Here is a 22984-nt window from a genome sequence, read left to right as displayed (position 1 = left end):
GCTTAGTAGGGCTTGAAATAGTCGAACGGCTCGCGACAGGCGCGGCAGCGATACAGCGCCTTGCAAGCTGTCGAACCGAAGGCGGAAATGAGTACCGTATCGTGCGATCCGCATTGCGGGCAGGCGATGTGCTCGGCCTGCGTTGGGCGCGTGAGACGAATCGGGCGTGCACCATCCGCTTCGGCCACATGTGCCGGCGGCGCAATACCAAAGTCGCGCAGCTTGCGGCGCCCTTCGGCAGTGATCCAATCCGTCGTCCATGCCGGCGACAGCACCGAACGCACGCGATACGCACCCACGTCTGCCGCCTGCAACGCACGGCTCACATCATCGGCGATTTGCTCCATGGCCGGGCAGCCGGAATACGTGGGCGTGATCGTTGCCACCAGTGTGCCGGCCTCGTCGAGCTGCACATCGCGCAGGATGCCAAGCTCGGCGAGCGTGACCACGGGAATCTCCGGATCGGTCACGGCCTCCAGCGCGATACGCGCGCGGTCCACCCGCTCGCTTACCACGATGCCCCCGGGAACTGGCGCGCCAGCCCCTGCATCTCGGCCAGCAGATAGCCCATATGCTCAGAATGCACGCCGTGCTTGCCGGTGCAGACGTACGGGCCAGGCTCCGGCCAATGCAGCGTCGCCTCTTCCAGTGCGTCACGCACGGTGGCTTCCCACGCGTCGCGCAGGTCTGCCGGACGCACGCCAATGCCGGCCTCAGCCACGGCAGTTTCAACGTCGTCCGCGGCGAAGTATTCGTTGGTGTACGGCATCAGCCAATCGAGCGCGGCCTGGGCACGCGCATGCGATTCCTCAGTGCCGTCACCGAAGCGCACAAGCCAGTCGCGCGTATGGGCGAGGTGGTAACGCATCTCCTTCACCGATTTGGCGGCAATGGCGGCCAGTTCGGTATCGGTCGAACGCGCTAGCGCCTCCCACAGCGGCACCATCAATGCGGCGTAGAGGAAGTGGCGGACGATGGTGACGGCGTAGTCGCGCGCGGCTGCGGAAGTCGCCACCATTGGTCCCGCATGCGGCAGCTCAAGCAGCGTGTAATTACGGAAAGCAGCCTCCGCACGCCAGTAGGCGTAATCATCTTCCTTGCGCGGCGTACCGGTGAGCGTGCCTTCAATCTGCCCCGCGTGCGTGTAGAGCAACCGCGCCTGGCCGATCAGGTCAAGACTCAGGTTGGACAGCGCGATGTCTTCTTCCAGCACCGGGCCATGGCCAGTCCATTCCGCGTTGCGCTGGCCGAGGATGAGCGCGTTGTCGGCCAGACGAAGGATGTATTGCAGATGCACGTCAGAAGTCATGACCGCGGCTCACATGTGGTTGACTTCATCGGGCAGCCGATAGAACGTCGGGTGCCGATAGATCTTGTCGGCCATCGGGTCGAAGAGCATCGGCTTGTCGTCGGGTTCGCTGGCGGTGATGGCGACCGATGGCACAACCCAGATAGAGACGCCTTCCTGCCGGCGCGTGTAAACATCACGCGCCATCTGCAGCGCCTGCTTGGCGTCCACCGCGTGCAGGCTGCCGCAGTGCTTGTGCTCCAGACCCTGCTTGCTGCGGATGAACACTTCCCACAGCGGCCATTCGTGTTGATGCATGGTGGGCTCCTTCCGGTTCAGGCAGCTTGTTGGTTGGCGGCGGCGCGTTCGGCCTGCTTGCGCGCGTAGGCGAGCGCGGCCTCGCGCACCCATTCGCCTTCTTCGTGTGCACGCTTGCGGGTGGCAAGGCGCTCGCGGTTGCACGGGCCGTGGCCGTCGAGCACGCGCTTGAACTCAGACCAATCGAGCGGTGAGAAATCGTAATGGCCGCGTGCTTCGTTCCATGTGAGGCCGGGGTCGGGCAGCGTCACGCCCAGCACGCGCGCCTGCTCAACGGTGGCATCGACAAAGCGTTGCCGCAGATCGTCGTTCGAGATGCGCTTGATGCCCCAGGCCATGGTCTGCGCGCTGTTGGGCGATGCAGTATCGGGCGGTCCAAACATCATCAGCACCGGAAACCACCAGCGGTTGACGGATTCCTGCACCATGTCGCGCTGCGCCTGCGTGCCGCCCATCATCGTCAGCAACGATTCATAGCCCTGACGCTGGTGAAACGACTCTTCCTTGCAGATGCGGATCATGGCGCGCGCATATGGGCCATACGAACAGCGGCACAGCGGCACCTGATTCATGATCGCAGCGCCATCGACCAGCCAGCCGATCACGCCCACGTCTGCCCAGGAGAGCGTCGGGTAATTGAAGATCGATGAATACTTGGCGCGACCTTCGTGCAGCGCGTCGATCATCTCGTCGCGCGAGCTGCCGAGCGTCTCTGCGGCGGAATAGAGATAGAGGCCGTGGCCCGCTTCATCCTGCACCTTGGCCAGGAGAATGGCCTTGCGCTTGAGCGACGGCGCACGGCTGATCCAATTGCCCTCGGGCAGCATGCCCACCACCTCGGAATGCGCGTGCTGCGAAATCTGTCGCAGCAGCGTCTTACGGTACGGCGCCGGCATCCAATCTTGCGGCTCGACCTTGTGGTCGGCGCCAATGCGGGCGTCAAAGCGCGCCTGCAAATCGGCTTCGCCTTGGGAGGCGGCGGCCAGTTCCTGCTCTGTGGGCAGACCGCCGGGCTGGTCGAGGCTTTGGGTGTACATGCGATCCTCCGGCCGCTTTTTGGGCATGTGCACGGCACGTCATGCGCGCCGTGTTTTGGGTGGATCGATTATAAACCGTCCGACCGGTCGGTCAATAACGGATTTTACCGCATGCCTCGTTTGAGACATGCGGTGAAACCGGTGTCCTCTTTGCCCTTCTCGGACCTAGATTGGCGCCGCAGACGACGCTTCCCCCTGCGAAGCCCCATGCGTGCGGGTGCGCACAAACACCCCGGCCAACACAGAACCAAGCAGGGCTGCAACCGCGCCTAACAGGAACGCGAGGTGGTAGCCGCCATTAAGCGCGGTCGTGGCATCGGCGCCTGCCGCGGTCAAACCTTCGGTGCGTGCAGCGGCCAAGCTTGCCAGGATGGCCAGGCCCAACGCACCGCCCATCATGAACGACGTGTTGACCACGCCAGACGCCAGGCCCGACTCATCCGGCGCCACATCACTCATGGCCGCCAGAAGCACCGGGTTGAATGCCACACCGGCGCCCAGACCCAGCAACAACATGCCGGGCAGCACGTCCATCACAAAGCTGCCGCCGGCAGGCGCCCGCGCAAACAACGCCAGCCCCACAGCGGCCACCAGCAAACCCAACGACAGCGGCGCACGAATGCCAAAGCGCATCACCAGCTTGGCCGACAAGCCCAGCGAGAAAACCGCCATGATGATGTTGGCCGGCAGGAAGGCCAGCCCCACCTGCATGGCGCTGTAGCCGAGCACGCGCTGCATGTACAGCGCCGAGATGAAGAACCACGCGAACATCGCCGCCGCCCACAACACGCCCACCACGTTGGCCGTGGCGACGTTGCGCAGCGCGAACATGTGCAGCGGCATCAACGGATGCGACACGCGCGATTCAATGATCAGGAACGCGATCATCAGCGCAATGGCAATGCCCAGTTGCGTCAGCGTTTGCGTGGATGCCCAACCGGCTTCGTTGCCATGCACGACGGCGTACACCGCCAGCATCAATGATGCGGTCACGGCAATCGCGCCCGCCACATCCAGCTTCGTGCGATCGGCCAACGGCTTGCCCGCAGGCAACAACGCCACGCACGCGGCATACACCGCCACGCCAATCGGTAGATTGACCAGAAAGATCCAGTGCCAGCTCAGCGTGCTCGTCAGCAAACCACCTAGCAACACGCCGATGCTGCCGCCGCCCGCACACACAAAGCCGTAGATGCCCATCGCCTTGGCGCGATCCGCCGGCGAGGTGAACAGGTTCATGATGAGCGACAGCGACACCGCCGACACCACCGCACCGCCCAACCCCTGCACGGCGCGCGCCGTGATCAGCAGCCCTTGCGAGTTCGCCAGTCCGCACGCAGCCGAAGCCAGCGTGAACAACGTCAGCCCCAGCAAGAACAGCTTGCGATGTCCAAACAGGTCTCCCAGCCTGCCACCCAGCAACAGGCAGCCGCCAAAGGTCAGCATGTAGGCGTTGACGACCCACACGAGCGAGGTTTCGGTAAAGCCCAGGTCTGCCTGGATGGACGGCAGCGCAACGTTCACGATGGTCGTATCCAGCACGATCATCAGCACGCCCAGACAGAGCACGATGAGGGCAAGCCAGCGCTTGCGTTCGTCGATGCCATGCGTCATGGAGTCACTCCTATGATTGGCCGCTGCGCCCGAATGTCGCTCAGGATTGCGCAGCCGATTTAAGGTTGGCGAGACCGGCTTCAAAGTCCTTGCCAATCATCGCGTCCATACTGAAGAACAGGCCCATCACCTTGGAGATGAATGGGCTCGGGCCATACATGGCCCAGGTGACGTGCGTCACATCGCCGGCAGGCTTGAGCGTGAACTCCGCCGTGTTGTGCGCTTCGAACGGTTTCAGAAAATCAAGCTGAATCCGGATGCGGCTGGGCGACGTTGAATCGACAATCTCCATGCGCCCTGCCCCAACTTCCCGCGAGCCATCCCACGCATAGTTCGCGCCTTTGCCACTGGCGGGGCTGCCATAGGTGCGCTTCATCGCGGGATCGCGCTTTTCCCACGGAGACCAAGCAGTCCAGCGGTGGAAATCGTTGATCAGGGCGAACACCTTTTCAGGCGACGCCTTGATGTCGATCTCGCGCTGCACGTGGAAGGTATCGGGGCGCGTGGTGGCAAAACCGAGCACAGCAGCAATCGCGACGACGATGACGATCGCAATGATCTTCAGCATGAAGAGCGCTCCAACAGATGGGGACAGCAGGTGAAGGGACGCCTTTGCGCAAGCCGTGCAAAAGGTCGCGGCCAGAACAGCCGGACGTCACCAAGGGGGTGGTTTCGTTGATATTGGTAAGGCCCCGATGATCGCGCAGTCTAGCACCGGACCATTGCCTTGCGCCAACGCAGGCTTCCTACGATTTTGCGTAGAACGGCCACCGCTCGGCGGCCGTTTGCACGCGCATTGCGGTTACATCGGCTTGGGCGCGATCACCATCCACGTGATGCCAAAGCGGTCGGTCACCATGCCAAACGCGTTGGCAAAAAACGTTTCGGACATCGGCATCGTGACTTGCCCGGCCTCGCCAAGTGCCTTGAATGTCCGTTCGGCAGTGGCGTTGTCGGGTACGCTCACGGACAACCCAAAACCCTTGAAATCCGTCTTGCCGCCGGCCATGCCGTCGGACGCCAGAATTTGGGTTTCGCCCACGCGGAAGGCGGCGTGCATCACCTTGTCGAGCGGGGGCGCCATGCCGCCGCATTGCTCGCTAGTGGGCTGAGCATCCTTGGGCGCATCCTTGTAGTGCATCACCACATCGACCTTGGCGCCAAGCGTCTTCTTGTAGAACTCCAGCGCTTCTTCACAACGACCTTCGAAGAACAGATACGGTTGAACTTGCATCACAACTCCTTGGGGTGGACTTGGGGGACTGCAAAGCCGCGCATTGCGCCACGCGGTCGGGAGGAAACCTCGCTCAGCCGCACGCCGGTTCAGGCACCGGCAGCGGCACCGATGCATGCTCGTGTACGACTTGCCAACGGCCATCGCGCTTGCGAAAACACACGGTGGCGCGCGTCTGCGCATCGTGCTTCGCACCGTCGCGATAGCGCGCACGCAGGCGATTCACGCTGAAGCAATAGGCCAGATCGCCACTCACCTCAAGGTGCAACTCGGTGAATTGGAAATCGGCCTGCCCCTCAAGCGCATCGAACCAGCCTTGCCAGTTGCGACGGTACGCATCGACGCCCTTTACAAACAGCGGCGGCATCACATCGAAGACCACCACATCGTGTGCGTAATGACGCATGACGGCGTCGACATCCTTGGCGCGGACGGCGGCAGCCCACTCGCTAATCAACGTACGTAGTTGGGCCTCGTCGTCCGCTGCGGTGGTGGCAATCGTCATGCTGGTCTCCGAAGAAGCTGTTGCACTAAAGGCTTGGAAATTTGCGTCACAGCGCCTAGGGTTGAATTGTGAACACTGTCCACAAACAGTAGCAGACATAATGGACGGTGTCCACATAGAACTTGCGGAGTTGCATTGCATGACCCAGGAACCGCCTCGACCACCCGTGCGCACCACGTATCGCCATGGCGACTTGCGACGTGCGCTGCTCGACGCCGGGATTGAACTGGCGCGCGCCGGCGGGCCCGACGCCATCGTGCTGCGCGAAGCCACGCGCCGCGCGGGCGTGGTGCCGAATGCCGCCTACCGGCATTTCGCAGGGCGACAGGACTTGCTGCAGGCCGTCCGGGCAGAGGCTTTGGCCGCATTGGCGCGCGCAATGGAAGCCGAGCTGGATGCCATCGACCCAGCGTGGCCCGAGGATGCGCGCGCACGCGCGTCGCTACGCGCCATCGGTGTGGGCTATCTGCGGTTTGCGCAGACGGAAACCGGTCTCTTCCGCACAGCCTTTGCAGTGCCCGATGAAGTGGAAAACGACGCGGACCCCGCCAAGGCTGGCAATAGCGGCCTGAACCCGTTCCAGTTACTGAGCCTGGCGCTGGACCGGATGACAACTGCCGGCGTACTGCCGCCCGAACGCCGTCCGGGCGCCGAATACCTCGCCTGGTCGGCGGTGCATGGGCTGGCCCTGCTTATCATTGATGGGCCGTTGCGCGGGCGCCCGCCCGAGCAGACCGGCGCCATTGCATTGCGTGTGGTGGAAATGGTGGAAAACGGCCTGTAGAGACTGCCGGACCAGCTGGCCGATGGAATATTGCTTGCACCCAAAGTGTTTACCATCAGCACAAGCCACACACCGGAGAACCACCATGCAGATGCGACCAGGCAGATGGATCAGCGCCGTCGCGCTCGTGCTGAGCGCATGCGCGGCGCTTTCGCCAATCCAGACGGCGCAAAAGATGATCGGCCAGCCCGAAAGTACCGTACGCGAGACGTTTGGCGCGCCCACCGAGACGTACCAGCTGGCAAACGGCACGCACCGCTGGATCTATTCCAAGCAGCCGATGGGACATGAAGTCTATGCCGCGGACTTTGACGCGAGCGGCAAGCTCACCAACTTCCGGCAGATGCTGACTGAAAAGGAAATCTACGAAGCCCGGCCCGGCGTCTGGACCAAGCATGATGTGGCGGAGCGCTTTGGCATGCCGCGCGAGCCAACGCAGTACTACCCGCTGATGAAGCGGGAGGCGTGGTCATACCGGATGTACGTCACCGGGTATCAGCAGGCGCACTTCAACGCCCTCTTCGACGACAACGGCGTGCTCGATCGCACCATGATTGTCGTCGACCCGCTTGGCGGTGATCACCACAGCCGCAAGTGACAAAAAGCCCGGGCGGCGCATTGCACGCCGCCCGGGCCTCAGTGCTTAGCTCAGCGATTAACCCAGCGCAGAAGCAATGGCCTGCGCGAGTTCGTTCGCTTCAAACTTCGCAACGTAGCCGTTGGCGCCAACGCGGCGCACGTGGTCTTCGTTGGCCGAACCCGACAGCGACGAGTGAATCACCACCGGAATCGACTGGAACGCCGGCTCGGTTTTGATCTTGCGCGTGAGCGTAAAGCCATCCATCTCTGGCATTTCCAGATCGGTCAGCACCAGGGCGATCTTGTCGCGCACAGTTTTGCCTTCGCGTGCGGCATCGCGTGCGATGTTCTGCAGCGTATCCCACGCTTCCTGGCCGCTCTTGGTCATCACATACGGTGTGCCCATCGCTTCCAGACCATTGGCGATGAGCGAGCGTGCGAGGCCCGAATCGTCCGCCACCAGCAGCTTGGCACCCGGCGGCAGCTTGATCGGACGCTCGCCATTGTCGGGCGCCAGATCGGTACGGCGGGTCGGGAACACATCCACCAGAATCTGTTCGACGTCGATCACCTGCGCCAGACGGGAGTTGTCGGCGTTGCCATCCAGGCGCGCCAGGCTGGTGATGTTGCTGCTGCCAACGCTCGCCTCGGCCGGGAAGATCTGGCTCCATTCCAGGCGCACGATCTCGTCCACTTCTTCCACCGCAAAGCCTTGGGTGGAGCGCGCATATTCGGTAATCAGCAGGATGTTGGCGTTGCCGTTCTTGGTGCCGATCACGCTGGCGAGGTCAATTACGGGAATGATCTGGCCGCGCACATTGACTGCGCCCAGGATATGGGCGCCGGCATCGGCCACATGCGTCACGGGCGGCATGACCATGATCTCGCGCACCTTGAACACGTTAATGCCGAACATCTCGCGCTGATTGGAGCGCGCAGATTCGCCCAGGCGGAACAGCAACAGTTCAAAACGGTTGTTGTTTGTCAGATTGGTCCGTTCATCAACTTCGTGCTGCGACATTGTCTTCCCCCGTTCAAGCACACGTTATGTGGCGGTAAACGGCACGGCGTTTGGCAACTTGAAGGGGTTTTGCGAATGTGAAGGCCGAGCCCTTCCAGCGTGGGGAAACACAAGCCTAGGCAACCTTCACGTGCGCGACCAGAAAATCGAGAAATGCCCGCACGCGCGCCGGCAGATGCGCTCCCTGACCGACATAGACGGCGTGGATGTCTTCGGTCTCGCCCGGGTTGTAATCCTCCAGGACGGGGACGAGACGGCCCGCATCCAGATCGGCGCGCACCTGAAACTCGGCCAAGCGCGCCAGCCCCAGACCGGCGACCGCCACGGCGCGCAGCGCCTCGCCATCGCTGATCTGCGTATTGCCGTGCGGAGTGAATTCGGTGCGGCGCCCGCGCTTGATAAAAGGCCAAGCGTTCATGGCGCGCACGTAGCTGAACGCCAGGCAGTTGTGGTTTGCCAAATCAGCCGGCGTGCGCGGCGTGCCCGCGCGCGCCAGATAAGCCGGCGACGCCACCACCATCAAGCGCGTCTGCCCCAACTTGCGCGCCACCAGCCGCGAACTCTTTAGCGGACCACTGCGCAGTGCAACATCGGTGCGGTCTTCCATCAGATCGACCACGCGATCCGTGAGCGCAATGTCGAGCGACACCTCCGGATGGCACGCCAGAAACGCCGGCACAATCGGCAGCAGCAAATGCGTGCCGACCGGCACATTGGAATTGATGCGCAATCGCCCTGAAGGCTGCGCCCCGGCGGACGCCTCGCGCTCGGCCTCTTCCAGATCGGCCAGCACCGTCACGCTGCGTTCATAGAACGCCATACCCTCGGGCGTGAGCTGAAAGCGCCGCGTGGAACGGTTCACCAGCCTCGCGCCCAGTCGGGCTTCCAGCCGTGCCACCAGTTTGCTCACCGCCGACGGCGTCATCCGGCAGGCGCGCGCCGCGGCAGAGAAGCCGCTCTCTTCCACGACCCGCACGAAAACTTCCATCTCGCCAAAGCGATTGACATCAAGCCGCGACATTGTGATTTCAATTCATAAATGTTGTGCTTGTTGGCAGTCTATCGCACAGATTCGATCGTTCTCATACTGGCTGCCATTGCCATTGCTGCGTTGGGCTCAACCCAACATCAACATGACTGCACAGAACAAAGTCGCGCTCGTCGTGGGCGCTCAGGGCGTGATCGGCCGCAACTTGATCGAGCACCTCGCAACATTGGACGACTGGCGCATCGTGGGCCTGTCGCGCCGCGGCGGAGAATCGACCGAGCGCATCCAGCATGTGGCCGTCGACCTGCTCGACGCGGCCGACACGCGCGCCAAGCTCCGCGCGCTTGGCGACGTCACCCACATCTTCTACGCCGCCTATCAGGACCGCCCGACCTGGGCCGAACTGGTGCCGCCCAACCTCGCCATGCTGACCAACGTGGTGGAAGCCATGGAAGCCGCGTCGCCACACCTCATGCATATCAGCCTGATGCAGGGCTACAAGGTCTACGGCGGCCACCTCGGGCCGTTCAAAACCCCGGCGCGCGAAACGGATACGCATTTCATGCCGCCCGAATTCATGTTCGACCAGCAGACCTTTCTGGAAGCACGCCAGGTGGGCAAGGCGTGGACATGGTCAGCAATACGCCCGTCGGTTGTCGGCGGCTTTGCGCTAGGTAATCCGATGAACCTGGCCGTGGCCATCGCCATGTACGCGTCGATATCGAAAGAACTGGGCCTGCCGCTGCGCTTTCCCGGCAAACCCGGCGCATATGACCGCCTGCTGGAAATGACCGATGCCGGCCTGCTCGCCCGCGCCACCGTGTGGGCCGCCACCGAGCCGCGCTGCGCCAACCAGGCCTTCAACATCAACAACGGAGACCTCTTCCGCTGGAGCGAAATGTGGCCCAAGATCGCCAGTTACTTTGCGTTGGAAGTCGCCCCGCCTCTGCCCTTGTCGCTCGACACCGTCATGGCCGACAAGGTGCCGCTCTGGCAAAGCATGATCGCCAAGCATGGTTTGGCGAACACGCCTTACCGCGATGTGTCTTCGTGGCGCTTTGCCGACTTCGTCTTCTCATGGGACTACGACATGTTCGGTGACGGCTCCAAGGCACGTCGCTTTGGCTTTCACGAATATGTGGAGACGGAAGCGATGTTCATGCGCATCTTCGACGACTTGCGCCAGCGCAGAATCATTCCGGGGTAGAGCATCCGGATGCCTCCACCGAAGCGCCGCACTGGCCGATCCGGCTAGGGGGATGTCCCGACTCGGGTTTCCGCAGGAAGGGTCGATATAGTGAAGGCGGGACGGTAGCTCATGGGTCGAGCGGCGACGGTTTACCGACGCAGGCAGGCAGGTTCAAATCCTGTACGTCCCACCATCTGATGATTTATTGAGAAACGACAAAACTGTGCCGTTAAGCATAAAGTGGCCATTTGGACAGGTTATGGTTGTTTACCCGTTGGGCCACATTATGTTTTATCGAAAAACGGTGCTAGCCTGAACGGTTTTCCCCTCACGTAGCGGGAACGATAGACGCAAAAAAGCCGGCCACTTGGCCGGCTTCTTCTTTAGCTCGCTAGCGTCAACCTGTTGTGATGCGTCCTTTGGCGTCCTGGAGCAGGCTGATGACACCTCTGACGCTACCGAGAACTTCTTGAGGAACTCGCTCCCTCACCTCTCGGAGGTTAATTGCTTTGTCCTGACTCGCGATGTCCTGGCAGGCAACATCGATAGCCTCCCGGGCATTCGCAATACTCTGCTCGCCGCGGCGCCGCATATGTTGGCGCCAACGCTCGGCCAGGATACAGGCCTCCTTGTTGGCATTCTGATAGAGCTGGCGCACATCGATTTCAAGACGTCGCGCTGCCTCGGCGACGCTCACCGGAGACAACGACCTCTCCATCGCCGTCAACTCCGCGCGTATCTGGTACCAATCCAATGTCCGTCGGACAACCCGTCGGCTCTGACGCGGAAAAAGGAAAGCCAACTGGTGAATTTCAGCGGTCGCAGGTGACCAGCCGGCCAAGTCACCCGCCAGTAGCTTGGCAAGCGACAGTCCGGTTTGCGAAGCAATGCGCAAATGAGCGGGCAAGGCGGGGATGCCGCCATCCCTCAACCAATGGTGCACTGTGCCCTTGCTCAGGCCGATTCGCCGCGCAAACGCTGCGCTCTTACCGTGGCCCCCGGGTGTCGCTATGGCAAGCGCATGTTGGCACTCTCCTGCACTGTCGCGCTTGCTGGCATTGTCGCGCTCATGCGATGGGCACCGTGGTGGCAAGACAATTTTTCCGCCGCGCTGGGCATCGCCTTTGGGGTTACCGCAACCTCGATCTACTTGTCAGTGCTGGTCAACAGGCTCGAGAAGCGAGCCGCTACCGACCCTTTGACGGGCCTGAGCAATCGCAAGAGCCTTGAGAAGGCCGTCGCACGCGTCCTTTCTGCTCAAGACGGGGAAGCACAACGAACGGCTCTGTTACTCATTGATTTGGACGGGTTCAAACAAGTCAACGACGCATATGGGCACGGAGTAGGAGACTTGCTGCTGCAACGCTTTGCCCAAGCCTTGCAAGCTCGCATGCGCCGGGGCGATACGCTCTCCCGCCTGGGAGGCGACGAGTTTGTTATTTTGGCGCGCGAACTTTGTAGCAAGACAGACGCGCAAGCCATTGCAGATGATGTCCAATCGGTACTGAATGCGATTCAAACCGTTGATGGTCATCCTGTTTCTGTGTCGGCCAGCATCGGCATCTATCTGTTTTCAACCGACACGCGAAGCGAACCACTCGACATCCCCGCCATCCTGCGCCGCGCAGATAGTGCGATGTATCGCGCGAAGACCTCCGGCAAGAACCGGACCGTGTTCATCGACTAGCGTTTCCTCTGTGATTGCGGGTGACCCAGATCGTCGGGGCGATCTCGTCGGCATCCGCTGAACAGAGCACCGGCATCGAGCAGGTCAACATAGCCGTTGGCCAAATTGAAGAAGTCACACAGGAGAACGCTGCGCTGGTGGAAGAAGCCTCCGCAGCAGCGCATGCAATGGCCGACCAGGCTGATGCGCTGCGCCGTGCAGTGGCGGTCTTCAAGGTGGGCGGCCACACAGTTGCTGCCTGAATACGAGGACGCATCCCACGCTAGCTCTCCTGAATGTCCCTGAGTAGTGCCGCCAAGAATCGGAACGCAACAAACAAGCCGCTGTTAGTCTCCTCACTCACACCAAGGCCAACCGGATTGCCGTCAAGTTAAGGGAACAAAAAAAAGCCGTTCCGATTTGCCGGAACGGCCTCTCTGCTTGTTTCTGATCCTGCGCTTTGCGGAACCGCATTCGGCCCGAGAGCCGGTTTTATGCGGCCTGTGGCAGCGTACAACGATCAGCCTGCAGCCAGGCTGCCGTTTTCCACGTGCACGCGGTCACCCACTTGGAAGCCCGGTGCGGCCTTATACGTGAAGGTCCGGGTCGCGCCGTTGTCCATGCGTACGCTGACGTTGTAGGACGTGTCGCGGTGGTAGTAGTTTTCAGCTTCATGGCCTGCGTAGCCGCCACCCACCGCGCCGGCGACGGTCGCCAGCGTGCGGCCATTGCCCTTGCCGACTTGATTGCCCAGAAGGCCACCCACCACAGCACCACCGATCATGCCCAGACCGGTTTCGTTGCCTTGCTGCGTAGCGATCGGTGTGACGGCGGTCACCTGACCGGCATATGGACTCGCGGCCGGGCGCGGCTGCGCATAGTCGGCGTTAGACGACGGGTTATGTTCCGCATACGACGGGGCGGGACGATGCACCGCATGGTGTACCGCGCTCGGCTGTGCCGGATAGGCCGGGACCGCTTGGTTCGGCATTGCCGTCTGGCCGGGAGCCGCAAGTGGCAGCGGTGTGGAGGTCGATTGTTCTGCGACGTTCGGGTTGGTACTGCCTTGCATAGCCTTCGAGGTGGGCAGCACGCCAGTCATGGCAGCCACGCCCGTCACGCTCGCGATGATCACCGCGACGGCAGCGCCGGCCATAAGCGGATGCATGCGGCGCGACTGTGGCATCTGGTCCATCGACGTGCCGGCGTAGTGTTGACCTTGGACGTTCGGTTGCTCGTTGTTCATCTCTTTCTCCCGTGACCAGTGCATGTGGTCTGTTGATGGAGAAAGTTTGGTCGATCGACCGATTGGATACCGTTTTAATTTGTAAGGATCTGTAGGGCTCTATTCCATTTACAAATCAATGGGTTGAGCGCCTTCGGTGCAAGGCGTGGAAACCTGCCGATGTTACAAATGGTGGGGGAGGTTCGCGGTGCGCGTCCGCGCTGCCCACAAAAGACGGTTCGTCGCTGGTTTCCAGGGAAGCCCCCAAGGCCTGAGAGACGAGCCGAATTTGGCCGAAAGATGTCCCGACTAATAATTAGAGCACTGGCGCCGGGCGCCAACCGACGTAGCTCGGAAATGGTGCGTTGGCACAGAACGTAAGAAAAATCTCGACAACCTCATTCGCCATGAACCACTCGTCGGACCGCATCGGAAGGTTGTCGGCTCCGAATACCAGAATGGTTCCATCTGGGCCGGCGGCGCTAGACTTGGGTCGCATCTCCGGGCCCGCCTGACAGCCGCCATCACCATCGTCCGTTCCTGGCCGAACACAGCCGTTGGAACATGTCGCATATCCTGCTGCCTTTCTGCGATATCTGCCCTGCCTGAACATACGAAATGCTCGCGCGACACAAAGCAATTCTGGGCCTGTCCCTGCTGTTCCTTTTGTTGTTGTCTATCTACCCGGCGTTCTTGTTTGCGCGCGATTGCTACGCTCCATCCCTGTTTCCAAGGTTCTATATCGCCTTGGCCGGAGGGGTGATTGTCGCAACGCTGTTCGCCGTACTCGATTTCCCAAAGTCGGACACCTCGTCAAAACGCAGGATCGACCCAGTGGGGCAATTTATTTGCTTTGCGCTGTTCGGCGCCTTCACGACGTGGACCTGGGCGACCGCAATGCCGCGCTTCACGGCAGATCACGTGGTCACCGCCCAAGCCGCATTTGAGAAAGTCCGAGGCGCAAAAAGCTGCCATACCGCCGTCCAGTTTGTCGACCCAGGCGGCGCCGGCACGATCAAGACGTGCGCTTCCCTGTGGAACCTACCTTCTCTGCCGGAGCACGGCACGATCAGCGTTACCGAAAAGGTGAGCACGCTCGGGGTCTACCTGGTCAAAATCGACCTCGTCACTCCGCAAGTTCCAACAGAACGCCAATAAGCATGCCTCTGGAAACCGTCCGCTTCGATCGCGTCTTCGGCATTACCAAGACCTCGCAGAACCGCATGCCAGTGACGCCGTTCGGCTTCCAAAGCGGCGGCCACATTGAGTATTCCGCCGCCGCGCCCGGCGAGCCTCGCATCGAGGCGGGCATGACAGTGACCGCCTATTTGAGGGAGCCTGGAAACTGGCAGACGCTGGTAGCGTGGCGCGACCACGGCAGCGGCGACATCATCTGCGAGTCAGAAGTGGGATGGCTGCTGTGCCTGATCGGCCTTGCCGCGCTCTGCTTTTTCGTGCCGCGATTGTGGCACCAGCCAGTCACGCTGATGCTCACCGCATCGGTGCCCATTGCCCTATTCGGATCGGGCGTCCATAACATCCGATTCCTACGATCTGTGCGGCGCCATTTGGTGGCCAATGCCGACACTAGGCCGCTTCGCTAAAACGTCGACTACTTCAAGGCCCAATACCAGTTGCCCCCATAGCCTCGCTCCACGGTCTCAAGTGACTGGAAAGTGAACATGAGACGTCGGACGATGTCATCGGGACACCCGCGTGCCTGAAACACTGCCTGGAACTCGCTTAAGAGTGTTTCGGTCATTCTCAGCAGGTCACGCTCCGCGTCTGTCTTTGTTTTTACCAAGAACCATGGCGCGCTCGGCTCAAGGCGAAGCGCCTCCACAACGCAGGCAGGAACGTAACGCCGAGCGACGGATTGCATTTCGGCCTCGGCATACATTGCTGTTAGACGAAAACTGGCGGATGGCATAGATGAGTGTCACCTCATGGCCGGTACAGAATGGCTGCTCTTTGCCGGAAGCTGACATCGGGGGCATATGATTTACTTCTGTCGGCACAAGTCCCAAGCGAACCGCACTTGCCTGCAGTGCCTACACACGAATTTGTACAGAGCGGAGTCACCACCTGGTCGGTAACCCTCCGTAACCCGTCCCCACGCCGCCTCGTCCTGTTTGTACTCAAGCAGCCAAGCTTGTTTGGTGCTCTCGGATGCTGACTCGACGTCCTGAATACTGGCATCGCCATGGAACTCACAAGCGTCGCCGCAGTGAGAAAGCCACCACTCCTGTTGCTAAGAGATATAGCCCGGGGTCCGAAGATTCACCCCTTCCATAGCTTCGACTGGCACCCCTGCACGCGCCAGTGGGTACGAGTCAGCGAAAGATGCATCCAGCTTGCTGGCTGCAGAACCATCGGCGATGCACCACGGGCACAGCGCGTCGTGCAAATCGTTGACTGAATAGACCGGTCCTACATAGATGTAGCCTCGCGCTTGCTTGCAGCACGCGCATATCGTTTCGCTGGCAGCGACGGCGCCGGTTACAAGGGGCGCCGGATGGTAGCGAAAATATGGGAGCGGTTCTGTTACGGTCATGGCCCTGTACTTTAATGTTCGGTAACGGCCAACACGCCTGCAAGGACGATCAGTCGGCCTCGCTAGCCTTGCTCTATGGTACGCCGAGCCGCTCTTCAAGCAGATTGTGTACCTCGGTCATAAATCGAGCATAGTCGACCGGACTGGCGATCCGCGCTCACCTAGGTAGCGCGTGACGACCTCGCGGGTGGACAAGCGCTCTGCGGTGTGCGGAGTAAAGCGGGGACGAATCGGTGAGGTTGTAAGGTCGAAATAAATGATGTATTGTTAATGCATGTTATATCACTGCGGGCAAAGTTGAGAACCGCGCACCCGCAGACCGACAGCAAGACAGGCTGAACAGAAAGATGAGAGATACGAAGTGAAGCTAGATGGCCTACTAACCAAACCGGCACCCTCTTTCGACGAGCCGCTCGAAATACTCAAGGCCTGTCACGAGCGTATTGCCGCGCAATGCGCCACGCTCGCGAAGCTGTCGGCACATCTGCCATCGCACGGTGCGGACGAACAGGCGCAGCAGGCGGCCCGAAACATCATGCGTTACTTCGACGTCGCCGGGCCTCATCATCATGCCGACGAAGAAGAAGACCTCTTTCCGTTGCTGATCGCAGAGGGCCAGCGTCGGGGTTCGCCGGTGGTCGAGGTGATCGCGTCGCTGCTCACTGAGCATCGATCTCTGGAAGCGAACTGGGCGCAGTTGCGAGCAGTCCTTGCCGATATCGCCCAGGGCCAGGTCAGGCCGATCGAGCGTGCCTGGGCAGAGAGCTTCGCTGACGCATACCGTCGTCACATCGCCGTCGAAGAAGGTCAGGTTCTGGTGTTCGCCCAAGCGTGCCTAGATCGACAGCAGCTCGCCAGGCTGAGCACAACGATGGTTGCCCGACGCGCCGTGGCATCGCACTGAAACCCAATGAAGCCCATCACGAGGGCACCCTTTCCAGGAGAGATTTCCATGTCAACTTTGAATGCCATCGGCACCATCTTCGCCCAGCATCATGTCTTCGATGCGCGGGGCATTGCCAAGCGTTTCCGGCACGCGGCCATCTTCGGCGCACTCGACGCCCTAGAGCCAGGCGAAGTGATGCGCTTTGTCAACGATCATGATCCGCTCCCGCTCCTTGCGCAGATTGAGCGGCACTACGGGCCACGCGTGGATGCCGGATATGTCGCCCGCGATCCGGGCAACATCGTGATCGACTTTACGGTGAGAGCGGCCGGCTGAATGTCTGCCGCACCCGCAATCAATGCCGGCGAACGTGTCTTGTGGCAGGCCGCGATCATCGATCTGGCCGGCACAACGGATGCCTGATGCGCAGATGATTCGGTCATTTGCGAACGATGCGGACACGTGCCGGTGACCTTAGTACTGGTGGACAGAGGACAACATGCTGACCACAATCGAACCCGACGGCGTCCACGCGCCTGACGCCTGTTGCGAGACGCTTCTGCCGCAGGCGCGCCAAGAGATTGAGGCGACGAACGTCACCTGCAACAGTTGTGCATTGGCGCGCCTGTGCACCGCTGAGCCGGTCGACACATCGGCCGCAGAGCGGCTCAACGAGTCTATGCGCTGCATCCGTATGATCAAGCGCGGACAAGCGCTGTACCGCAGAGGCGGAAGCCTCCAAAGCATCTATGCCATCCGTGCCGGCTCCTTCAAAACGGTAATCCATCGGACGGGAGGCGCACAGGTCGTCGGCATCGCTTTGTCGGGTGATCCACTTGGCATTGACGGTATCGCCAGCGGCAAGCATGCCTACGATGCAATCGCACTGGAAGACAGCTCGGTATGCGTGATGCCGTTTGAGCGACTCGAACGCCTGTGCCATGACCTGAAGATCGTTCAGCGGCACGTATTGAGCATGCTCAGCGCCGAGATCGTGCGCGGGTCCAAATGGATGGGGCTGCTCGGCACGATGGGAGCGGAGGATCGCGTCGCTACCTTTCTGTTCGATTTATCGGAACGCTGGAGCGCGCGCGGCTTTTCGTCGACACAGTTCACGCTGAAAATGACGCGCGCGGAAATTGGCAGCTACCTTGGGTTGAAACTCGAAACTGTTAGTAGAATGCTGACGAAACTGCAGCAACGTCGGCTGCTTGAAGTGCGCGGCAAAGACATCCGGATTCTCGATATGGACCGATTCCAGGCCGTGGCGATGGATGGCTGCACGCCATTTTCAGGCTCCTGTTCAGTCTCGATATACGACTAGGCTGAGCGCTAGCGTGACGCCTACCTCGCATGCCCACGTGTCCAATCACACCTGCTCGTCGCTGATATAGAGATAGAACTAGCGCGGCGATGGCCCATCAAATCGAAGGCTCATTTCACCTGAGTGCCTAACCGCCATCGCACCCGCTACGAGACCGCGGTGCCTCACAGTGGAAAACAAGCGCCGAAGGAGAGACGTCATGAGCGACACACGCGTTTTCGAGGTCTACCGCTACGATCCCGATTCAGATGTCCAGCCCTACATGCAGGCCTTTGACGTCGAGTTGAAGCCAGACGAACGGATGCTGCTGGATGTTCTGATTCGCCTCAAGGCGCAGGATCAGACACTGAGCTTCCGAAGATCATGCCGGGAGGGTGTGTGCGGTTCAGACGCGATGAACATCAACGGCAAGAACGGTCTTGCCTGTACGACCAACCTCAACGAGCTGCCGCGCCATATCGTTCTACGCCCGCTTCCGGGCCTGCCCGTCGTACGCGACCTGATCGTGGATATGACGGATTTCTTCAAGCAATACCACTCGATCAAGCCGTACCTGATCAACGACACCGCACCGCCGGAGCGTGAGCGCCTTCAATCACCTCAGGAACGCGACCAATTGGACGGCCTCTATGAGTGCATCCTGTGCGCATGCTGCTCAAGCGCATGTCCGTCGTACTGGTGGAATCCCGACAAGTATGTCGGCCCGGCTGGCCTGCTGCAGGCGTATCGCTTTCTCGTGGATTCGCGCGACGAGGGTACTGCCGCGCGCCTGGACAACCTCGACGATCCCTACCGCTTGTTCCGCTGCCGAACGATCATGAACTGTACGAACGTGTGCCCCAAGGGCCTGAACCCAGCCAAGGCGATCAGCGAGATCCGAAACATGCTCGCCCGCAGGGCAATTTGACCGACGCAGCTTTAACGACCAGGAGAGAACATGGCAACACCACACGCCGCGCCCGGAGAGCTGATCGACGTCCGCCCACTGGGCGCTGCACTCCAGCAAGCAAAATCCGTCGCCTTGATCCGCTCGACGCACCTTGAAGTCATGCGACTCGTGCTGCCTACAGGCGGCCGTATTCCTGTCCATCAGGCGCCGGGAGACATTACGGTGCAGTGCCTCGAGGGCGTGCTGAAGCTCGGCATGAACTCGGGCACACACACCATGCGCGCAGGAGATCTTCTGCTGCTTCCACCGGAAGAACCGCATTGGCTAGAGGCAATAGAAAGTGCGTCTGTGCTTGTTACCCTCTATCTTCCGCAGCGTCCATAGGCAAGTTGGGGAAGCGGAAGACGGCTTTCGCTGCCCTCAACGCCGCACCTTATTGGACAGCCCCCCCCGCTCAACGTGCCCGGTCAACGGAGCCTGTCGCACTTCCAATAGGTAGAGAAGGGGCGGCAGAGACTGCGTTGCTCAATCATCTCGCTCATATGCGCCTCTCCGACATAGCCGAGTGCGTGCGGGTACAAGATGTTTGAGACTCCCCCGCCCATCATCGAGCAGGCACCCACGCCGCATAAACGGCTACTTTTCTTTTCAGCCCGCTTCACGTCGGCTTTGGAAGAGCGAACCGCTCAACCAGGAAGTCGATGAATACACGCACCCTGTGCGATAAATGGCGCCCAGGCGGATAAATCGCATACAGGCTGCCTGCCGCCAGGCGGTAATCGGAAAGAACCGGTATCAGCGCGCCCTGCGCTACCAACTCGGTTGAAATGAATGCTGGTACGGCGGCAATCCCTAACCCCGCCACTGCGGCCGTAATGACGGCTTCTCCGTTGTTCGCCTTCAATGGAGTAAAAGCGCACTATCAGGACACGCGCGCCGGCGTGCGTGGCGAGGTGGTCATCGACGCTTCCAACGCCGTGGCGACGAAAGAGAAGCGTGCTCCCAAGGGGAAAAGAAGAAGCAGGAGACCGTCCAGGCCAACCGAACCCGGACAACGTGAAGGTGCTACGGCACACATACGTCTCACGGTCCAACGCCGAGCGCGCGGCGCGGGCGGAGTGGCAGAAGATTCAGCGCGGCGTGGCCACGTTCAACATAACGCTGGCGCGTGGGCGGGCCGAGCTGTTTCCCTCGCTGCATGCGAAGGTGAGCGGGTGGAAGCCGCAGATTGACGGGACGGGCTGGTCGGTCGGCCGTGTCGTTCACAGTCTGAATGACAGTGGCTCTACCACCGCGCTGGAACTGGAGATTGCGCCAGCGCGGCTGAAAGAAGTTGGTACGGCGGGCACTACGCCATGAGAGCCTTAAACCCGGCAGCAATCGCTTCCTGCGCAGTTGTGCGCAAAACCTGCGTGGCCCCGGCCTTCACGGCGCCGACCATACGCTCGCCAATGGAAGCCTTGCCGGTCAGACTATCCGGCACGGCGTTGAGCGCCTCCAGGGCCTTCGGTGTGAGGGTGGCATTGCCTATATAGCTAAAGGCTGCGTCGTTGGTCAGGATATAGCCGGCGTCAACCAGCCACCGGGCAGTCGCCATGAAGAACTCCGCCTCGTCGGAGGGCCGTTCTCCAAGGAAGTCGTCAGAAACCATCGCAGCGTCAGCGCCACCCTCAATGAAGTCTTGGGCCACAAGCGCTTTACGCATGGGGAAATTCTCGTACAGCGACGCCAAGATGGCGCCGGTGTACTCGTTGAATCGTTGAATATTTGGGAGTGCCATATGAAAGAAAATCCACAGGTAGCGCGCAAAGACGTAGAGCGCACGGTACGACGCGCGTGTCGATCGGCGTCTACTCAGACGTCGGCCTGCGTGATACGCGCGAGAAGAGCTAGGCCGCCCCGCCTCCAACAATCACCGGCTTGGCAGGCAATTCGCGTGAAGCCTGCTGCTGTGTGGGGAAATGCTGGCTGAGTAATCCGCCAATGGCCTCAATGCCCGCAAGCGCGCCGTGCTTGAAATCGCCGGCACGGAACGCGGCTTCCATATTGTGGCAAACAGCCTCCCACTCGATTGCGGGTACATGTGAAGCGATGCCCCTGTCGGCAACTATCTCGACGCATCTATCGGCCAGCAGGACATATATCAGGACACCGTTGTTGTGTTCCGTGTCCCAAATACGCAAATGGGAAAAGACCTCCAGCGCGCGGGCGCGAGGCATCTTTCCTTCAAGCAGCGCAGCCCAGCTCAACGAGCCTTCAATGGCAAAGCACAGTTGCCCGGCGTGCGTTGCCTCACACTGCGTAATAGTTTCTTCGATGGCATGCAGTGTCTTGCTGGAAAAAGGCCGCCTGACGTGCCGACCTGGCATGACAAGATGTTTGAGGTGCTTGAAGATGCGAGCGGCCTTGTTCATCACCATTTGCCGGAAGCGCCTCCACCACCGAAGCCCCCGCCTCCTCCGCTAAAGCCGCCACGCCCAGCGCCTCCCCCGAGGCCTCCCCACCCGCTGCCGCTGCGCCAGCCCATCGGTGTGCCGCCCACCAGCGTGAAGAAGAGCGCGACGGCACCAGCCATCAGGCCGACAAAGATGGCGCCAGACAAAAGCCAGCCAATGACACCCACAACTCCCCCGGTGACGACGGCGCCAGCCCCTCGCCCGAGAAATGCTCGCAGCGCTCCGCCCAAGACCACAGTGAGCACAAGAATCGCCGGCAATAGCTGACGAATCGCTTCTGTGCCTTCATTGCGTGCATGTTTTGGTGGCGGCAACGCCTCGCCCCGAATGACGCTCATGATGCGGTCTATGCCCGCATCCACACCTTCGAAGAAGTTGCCTTCCTTGAACCGGGGAATGATGTCCTCTCTGATGATGCGGCTGCTGATAGCGTCGGTCAGCACACCTTCGATTCCGTAACCGACTTCAATGCGGACTGTGTGGTCGTCCTTCGCAATGATGAGCAACGCTCCATCATCCGTGCCTTTGCGCCCGAGTTTCCATTGCTCCACCACACGTATCGAATACTGCTCAATAGTCTCCGGCTCGCTTGTGGGAACCATTAGCACTGCGACCTGACTTCCCTTTTCCGCTTCGAACTGTTGGAGCTTTTGCTCAAGCGAAGCCAGTTGCGCGCGGGTCAGCGTGCCGGTGAGATCGGTCACGCGTGCTGTTAAGGATGGAACCGGAACGTCGGCAAACGCACCGAGTGCGAGCAACGCGGTCGTCAACATCAAGAGCCCGCGCAAGAATCTGAGACAGGTCATTATTTGCTGCCGCTGGGGCTACTCGCGGCTGTCCCGAAATCGACTTGCGGTGGCGTTGCGATGGTTGTTTCGTTCGCCACTGAGAAATTTGGTTTCTCTCGGTAGCCGAACGCCATGGCGGTGAGATTCGACGGAAATACCCGAATCGTGATGTTGTACGCCTGGACTGCCTGGATATAACGGTTTCGGGCAACGGCTATCCGGTTCTCGGTACCTTCCAACTGAGACTGCAATTCCCTGAACCCTGCATCTGCCTTCAACTGCGGATAGTTCTCCGAGACAGCCAGCAGCCGCGCGAGTGTTCCTGACAACTGCTGCTGGGCCGCTTGATATTGCGCGAAAGCCTGCGGGCTACTGAGCGTCGCCGGGGTGACTTGAATTGCACCGACCCGGGCACGCGCCTCCGTCACCTGCGTGAGCACCTCTCGCTCGTGGCTGGCATAGCCTTTCACGGTGTTAACGAGGTTCGGCACCAAGTCTGCGCGGCGTTGGTACTGGTTCACAACTTCTGACCAACTCGCTTTGACTTGCTCATCCTGGAGCTGAATCGTGTTGTATCCGCAACCAGACAAACCGAGCGTAATCAGGGCGACCAGGAACACCCAGAGACGAGTCATGCGC

29 protein-coding genes and 2 pseudogenes are annotated in these 22984 nt (G+C 60.7%); 13 read left to right on the top strand and 18 right to left on the bottom strand.

The annotated features are described in order from the left end of the window. Window positions 1-2: 2 nt before the first annotated feature. The 8 genes from paaD to NKG59_RS22565 all read right to left on the bottom strand — a co-directional run bounded on the left by paaD (window position 3) and on the right by NKG59_RS22565 (window position 5996). Window positions 3-515, bottom strand: coding sequence for a 1,2-phenylacetyl-CoA epoxidase subunit PaaD (gene paaD / locus NKG59_RS22600; protein ID WP_253541670.1), 513 nt, complete (start codon window positions 513-515; stop codon window positions 3-5). Then, entirely contained in the window at window positions 509-1309 is an 801-nt protein-coding gene (gene paaC, locus NKG59_RS22595; RefSeq protein WP_253541667.1) for a 1,2-phenylacetyl-CoA epoxidase subunit PaaC, read from the bottom strand. Before paaC ends, paaD begins: the two co-directional genes overlap by 7 nt. A 9-nt stretch (window positions 1310-1318) precedes the next feature. Then, window positions 1319-1606: a 1,2-phenylacetyl-CoA epoxidase subunit PaaB gene (gene paaB, locus NKG59_RS22590; RefSeq protein ID WP_253541664.1), complete on the bottom strand. Its 288-nt coding sequence runs from the start codon at window positions 1604-1606 to the stop codon at window positions 1319-1321. A 17-nt stretch (window positions 1607-1623) separates the two neighbouring features. After that, window positions 1624-2643 (bottom strand): 1,2-phenylacetyl-CoA epoxidase subunit PaaA, encoded by a 1020-nt coding sequence (paaA, locus tag NKG59_RS22585; RefSeq protein ID WP_253541661.1) that lies wholly within the window; start codon window positions 2641-2643, stop codon window positions 1624-1626. Between the two features lie 165 nt (window positions 2644-2808). Further along, complete coding sequence (locus NKG59_RS22580) at window positions 2809-4257, bottom strand: DHA2 family efflux MFS transporter permease subunit (protein ID WP_253541658.1); 1449 nt, start codon at window positions 4255-4257, stop codon at window positions 2809-2811. 40 nt (window positions 4258-4297) lie between these two features. Next, entirely contained in the window at window positions 4298-4825 is a 528-nt protein-coding gene (locus NKG59_RS22575) for an SRPBCC family protein (protein ID WP_253541655.1), read from the bottom strand. Between the two features lie 234 nt (window positions 4826-5059). Then, a complete protein-coding gene (locus tag NKG59_RS22570) occupies window positions 5060-5491 on the bottom strand; it encodes a VOC family protein (protein WP_253541650.1) in 432 nt (143 codons plus the stop codon). Between the two features lie 73 nt (window positions 5492-5564). Further along, window positions 5565-5996, bottom strand: coding sequence for a YybH family protein (locus tag NKG59_RS22565; protein ID WP_253541647.1), 432 nt, complete (start codon window positions 5994-5996; stop codon window positions 5565-5567). Window positions 5997-6135: 139 nt separating this feature from the next. Between NKG59_RS22565 and NKG59_RS22560 the strand changes: the two genes are divergently transcribed. Together NKG59_RS22560 and NKG59_RS22555 are read left to right on the top strand one after the other, a co-directional pair. Then, window positions 6136-6780, top strand: a complete 645-nt coding sequence (locus tag NKG59_RS22560) for a TetR/AcrR family transcriptional regulator (protein WP_253541644.1) — start codon at window positions 6136-6138, stop codon at window positions 6778-6780. 85 nt (window positions 6781-6865) lie between these two features. Beyond that, entirely contained in the window at window positions 6866-7378 is a 513-nt protein-coding gene (locus tag NKG59_RS22555; protein ID WP_045203369.1) for a membrane protein, read from the top strand. Window positions 7379-7435: 57 nt separating this feature from the next. Here the strand turns inward: NKG59_RS22555 and NKG59_RS22550 are convergent, their stop codons facing one another. Both NKG59_RS22550 and NKG59_RS22545 read right to left on the bottom strand, forming a co-directional pair. After that, the gene (locus NKG59_RS22550) at window positions 7436-8380 is read right to left on the bottom strand and encodes a chemotaxis protein (protein WP_024979325.1); all 945 of its coding nucleotides are present in this window, start codon (window positions 8378-8380) and stop codon (window positions 7436-7438) included. 115 nt (window positions 8381-8495) lie between these two features. Beyond that, window positions 8496-9401 (bottom strand): LysR family transcriptional regulator, encoded by a 906-nt coding sequence (locus NKG59_RS22545; protein WP_253541642.1) that lies wholly within the window; start codon window positions 9399-9401, stop codon window positions 8496-8498. Between the two features lie 112 nt (window positions 9402-9513). Between NKG59_RS22545 and NKG59_RS22540 the strand changes: the two genes are divergently transcribed. Then, the gene (locus tag NKG59_RS22540) at window positions 9514-10575 is read left to right on the top strand and encodes an SDR family oxidoreductase (protein WP_253541639.1); all 1062 of its coding nucleotides are present in this window, start codon (window positions 9514-9516) and stop codon (window positions 10573-10575) included. A 379-nt stretch (window positions 10576-10954) separates the two neighbouring features. On the opposite strand, the gene NKG59_RS22535 is transcribed toward NKG59_RS22540, so the two are convergent. After that, complete coding sequence (locus NKG59_RS22535; protein ID WP_253541636.1) at window positions 10955-11500, bottom strand: hypothetical protein; 546 nt, start codon at window positions 11498-11500, stop codon at window positions 10955-10957. 78 nt (window positions 11501-11578) lie between these two features. On the opposite strand from NKG59_RS22535, the gene NKG59_RS22530 reads away from it, so the two are divergent. Beyond that, window positions 11579-12244, top strand: coding sequence for a GGDEF domain-containing protein (locus NKG59_RS22530; protein ID WP_253541634.1), 666 nt, complete (start codon window positions 11579-11581; stop codon window positions 12242-12244). Window positions 12245-12261: 17 nt separating this feature from the next. Then, window positions 12262-12486: pseudogene (locus tag NKG59_RS22525) on the top strand (methyl-accepting chemotaxis protein); the annotation flags it as partial. Window positions 12487-12743: 257 nt separating this feature from the next. Here the strand turns inward: NKG59_RS22525 and NKG59_RS22520 are convergent. Further along, window positions 12744-13469, bottom strand: a complete 726-nt coding sequence (locus NKG59_RS22520) for a glycine zipper 2TM domain-containing protein (protein ID WP_253541631.1) — start codon at window positions 13467-13469, stop codon at window positions 12744-12746. A 597-nt stretch (window positions 13470-14066) separates the two neighbouring features. Between NKG59_RS22520 and NKG59_RS22515 the strand changes: the two genes are divergently transcribed. Further along, window positions 14067-14606, top strand: coding sequence for a hypothetical protein (locus tag NKG59_RS22515; protein WP_253541628.1), 540 nt, complete (start codon window positions 14067-14069; stop codon window positions 14604-14606). Between the two features lie 2 nt (window positions 14607-14608). Next, window positions 14609-15052: a hypothetical protein gene (locus tag NKG59_RS22510; RefSeq protein ID WP_253541625.1), complete on the top strand. Its 444-nt coding sequence runs from the start codon at window positions 14609-14611 to the stop codon at window positions 15050-15052. A 398-nt stretch (window positions 15053-15450) separates the two neighbouring features. Here the strand turns inward: NKG59_RS22510 and NKG59_RS26545 are convergent. Further along, window positions 15451-16002 (bottom strand): annotated as a pseudogene (locus NKG59_RS26545) (CbrC family protein). Between the two features lie 361 nt (window positions 16003-16363). Here NKG59_RS26545 and NKG59_RS22505 point away from each other — a divergent pair. From NKG59_RS22505 to NKG59_RS22485, 5 genes are all read left to right on the top strand, one after another. Continuing rightward, a complete protein-coding gene (locus NKG59_RS22505) occupies window positions 16364-16906 on the top strand; it encodes a hemerythrin domain-containing protein (protein WP_253541622.1) in 543 nt (180 codons plus the stop codon). Window positions 16907-16954: 48 nt separating this feature from the next. Beyond that, window positions 16955-17224: a DUF2249 domain-containing protein gene (locus NKG59_RS22500; RefSeq protein ID WP_253541804.1), complete on the top strand. Its 270-nt coding sequence runs from the start codon at window positions 16955-16957 to the stop codon at window positions 17222-17224. 163 nt (window positions 17225-17387) lie between these two features. Beyond that, entirely contained in the window at window positions 17388-18212 is an 825-nt protein-coding gene (locus NKG59_RS22495) for a helix-turn-helix domain-containing protein (protein ID WP_253541619.1), read from the top strand. Window positions 18213-18411: 199 nt separating this feature from the next. Then, window positions 18412-19119: a succinate dehydrogenase/fumarate reductase iron-sulfur subunit gene (locus NKG59_RS22490; protein ID WP_253541616.1), complete on the top strand. Its 708-nt coding sequence runs from the start codon at window positions 18412-18414 to the stop codon at window positions 19117-19119. 30 nt (window positions 19120-19149) lie between these two features. After that, window positions 19150-19485 carry a cupin domain-containing protein gene (locus NKG59_RS22485; protein WP_024977745.1) on the top strand — a complete coding sequence of 112 codons (336 nt, stop codon included), beginning with the start codon at window positions 19150-19152 and terminating at the stop codon, window positions 19483-19485. 274 nt (window positions 19486-19759) lie between these two features. On the opposite strand, the gene NKG59_RS22480 is transcribed toward NKG59_RS22485, so the two are convergent. Next, the gene (locus NKG59_RS22480) at window positions 19760-19966 is read right to left on the bottom strand and encodes a LysR substrate-binding domain-containing protein (protein WP_253541801.1); all 207 of its coding nucleotides are present in this window, start codon (window positions 19964-19966) and stop codon (window positions 19760-19762) included. A gap of 197 nt (window positions 19967-20163) precedes the next feature. On the opposite strand from NKG59_RS22480, the gene NKG59_RS22475 reads away from it, so the two are divergent. Beyond that, window positions 20164-20460: a hypothetical protein gene (locus tag NKG59_RS22475; RefSeq protein WP_253541613.1), complete on the top strand. Its 297-nt coding sequence runs from the start codon at window positions 20164-20166 to the stop codon at window positions 20458-20460. On the opposite strand, the gene NKG59_RS22470 is transcribed toward NKG59_RS22475, so the two are convergent. From NKG59_RS22470 to NKG59_RS22455, 4 genes are all read right to left on the bottom strand, one after another. Next, window positions 20450-20881, bottom strand: a complete 432-nt coding sequence (locus NKG59_RS22470) for a hypothetical protein (protein ID WP_253541610.1) — start codon at window positions 20879-20881, stop codon at window positions 20450-20452. The two genes, NKG59_RS22475 and NKG59_RS22470, sit on opposite strands and share 11 nt — an antisense overlap. A gap of 109 nt (window positions 20882-20990) precedes the next feature. Next, window positions 20991-21521, bottom strand: a complete 531-nt coding sequence (locus NKG59_RS22465; RefSeq protein ID WP_253541607.1) for a TPM domain-containing protein — start codon at window positions 21519-21521, stop codon at window positions 20991-20993. After that, window positions 21515-22363 carry a TPM domain-containing protein gene (locus NKG59_RS22460; RefSeq protein ID WP_253541604.1) on the bottom strand — a complete coding sequence of 283 codons (849 nt, stop codon included), beginning with the start codon at window positions 22361-22363 and terminating at the stop codon, window positions 21515-21517. Before NKG59_RS22460 ends, NKG59_RS22465 begins: the two co-directional genes overlap by 7 nt. After that, window positions 22363-22980 (bottom strand): LemA family protein, encoded by a 618-nt coding sequence (locus NKG59_RS22455; RefSeq protein WP_253541602.1) that lies wholly within the window; start codon window positions 22978-22980, stop codon window positions 22363-22365. Before NKG59_RS22455 ends, NKG59_RS22460 begins: the two co-directional genes overlap by 1 nt. Window positions 22981-22984: the final 4 nt, after the last annotated feature.

The sequence above is a fragment of the Ralstonia chuxiongensis genome (genome assembly GCF_024158925.1).
GTDB lineage: Bacteria > Pseudomonadota > Gammaproteobacteria > Burkholderiales > Burkholderiaceae > Ralstonia > Ralstonia chuxiongensis.
This window is presented reverse-complemented; position numbering and strand designations above follow the sequence as displayed.